Consider the following 1,740-nt stretch of genomic DNA (forward strand, 5'->3'; position numbering starts at 1 on the left):
TGGAGAAAACGAGTTAGCCTCTTGGGACCGCGGGCCTCCTCAGGGCGGAGGTTATTCCGCCCGCGCCCGCCTCATGACCTTGAGCGGGCCTGGAGGCCCGCGGTCCGCTTGAGATGATCTAGAAACTCACCTCATCCTGAGGAGCGCGCGCAGCGCGCGTCTCGAATCGGGCGGAGTAGTCTCGGCCCTGTGATGGGCAACGGGGACCGAGTGTGCAGCCCATGCTTCGAGACGCCCGGCTATGCCGGGCTCCTCAGCATGAGGTTGTGTTGTTCGAACTGAAGAACAGACGCCGAATGAATTCGGCGCGTCAGTAAGTCTTCAGCAGCCGGTCGATGTAGTCGAGTTCGTCCTTCGGGCGAAGCTGGTCGCCGGCACGACGGCGCAGTTCGTCGAGGATTTCGCGGCTGCGCTGACGCTCGAGTTCGAGCGGAACCTTGTCGGTGCCGGTGTCGACGGCATCGCCGTAGTTGCCGTCGGAACGGCCGAGCGGGTCGCGGTCCTCGCTCTTGCGCTCGCGCTCCTCGATCTCGGCGAGATCCTGGCCATTGCCCGGCCCACGCTGGCGCATCTGCTCGGCGAGATCGCCCATGCCCTGCTGGAGGTTGTCCAGCGCGCGCCGCTGCGAGCGCGAGGCCTCGCGCGGATCGCCACGGCGCAGCGACTCCTCGGCTTCGCGCATGGAACGCTCGGCGCGGCCGAGCGACTCGGGCATCGGCATGCCGTTCTCGTCGAGACGGCGCATCATGTCGCCAAGCTGGCGGCGCAAGCCTTCCTGCTGACCGCGCTGCTGTTCGCCCCACTGGCCGTCGCCCGGCTGGCCCTGGCCCTGCCCAGGCTGTCCCTGGCCCGGCTGCTGGCCTTGTTGACCCTGTTGGCCTTGTTGCCCCTGCTGCCCACGCTGTCCCTGCTGGCCGCGTTGTCCCTGCTGGCCCTGCTGACGCCCTTCGCGCTCCGATTCGCCCAAAAGCTGGTTCTGGCGGCGCGACAGCCGGTCGAGCTGGTTCATCATCTCACGGCCCTGCTGATTGCCCTGACCCTGCTGACCTTGCTGCCGCTGCTGCCCTTTCTGGCCGGGCTGCGCCATCATCGGCGTGGCGTTTTCCATCATCTTGCGCAGCTCTTCGAGCATGCGCTTGGCGCCCTCGCGGTCGCCGTTCTTCGCCATCTCGCGAATCTTGTCGAGCATCTTCTGCAGGTCGTCGCCGGTGATGGTGTTGTTGGGATCCATCTTCTCCGCCTGCTCCTGCATGCGGCGAAGTTCCTCGGGATCCTTCATCTTCTCGGCGAGTTCGCGCTGCCAGCGGGCCATCGCATCGTAGAGCTGCTGGATCAGCTTCTCGATCTCCTCGTCGCCGGCCTGGCGCTGCATGGCGTCGCGCAGCTCCTGCCGCGCCTGCTCCACGGCCTTCTCGGCATCGGTCGCGGCCGAGCCTTCGATCCGCATCGCGAGGTCCCACAGCAGCTTCTGCGTGTCGACGATATTGGCCTTGTCGCCGTTCTGGGCGAGCCGCGACGCGCCCAGCCGCAGGCCGAGCTGGACCACCGGGTCGTGGCGGTAGCTCTCGGGCCTGTTCTGGACCATGCGCATGCCGTCGGCGACGTCGAGGCGCAGTGCCTTGGGATCGCGGGTGAGCGCCTTGCGCAGCACGATCAGGGCACGCGCCGTCGGATCGTTGAAGACGCGCTCGGGCAGCAGGAAGGTCTCGACGGCGCGTGCCCTGATCGTGCTGCGCAAGG

General features: G+C 67.2%; 1 protein-coding gene. It reads right to left on the reverse strand.

Annotation, left to right across the window (positions count from 1 at the left end; all coding sequences use genetic code 11):
- Positions 1–310: 310 nt before the first annotated feature.
- The coding region (locus WCJ41_RS22050; RefSeq protein ID WP_336907977.1) for a DUF4175 family protein at positions 311–1,740 on the reverse strand (1,430 nt) is incomplete at its 5' end.

The organism is Aestuariivirga sp. (assembly GCF_037139295.1).
Classification (GTDB): Bacteria; Pseudomonadota; Alphaproteobacteria; order Rhizobiales; family Aestuariivirgaceae; genus Aestuariivirga.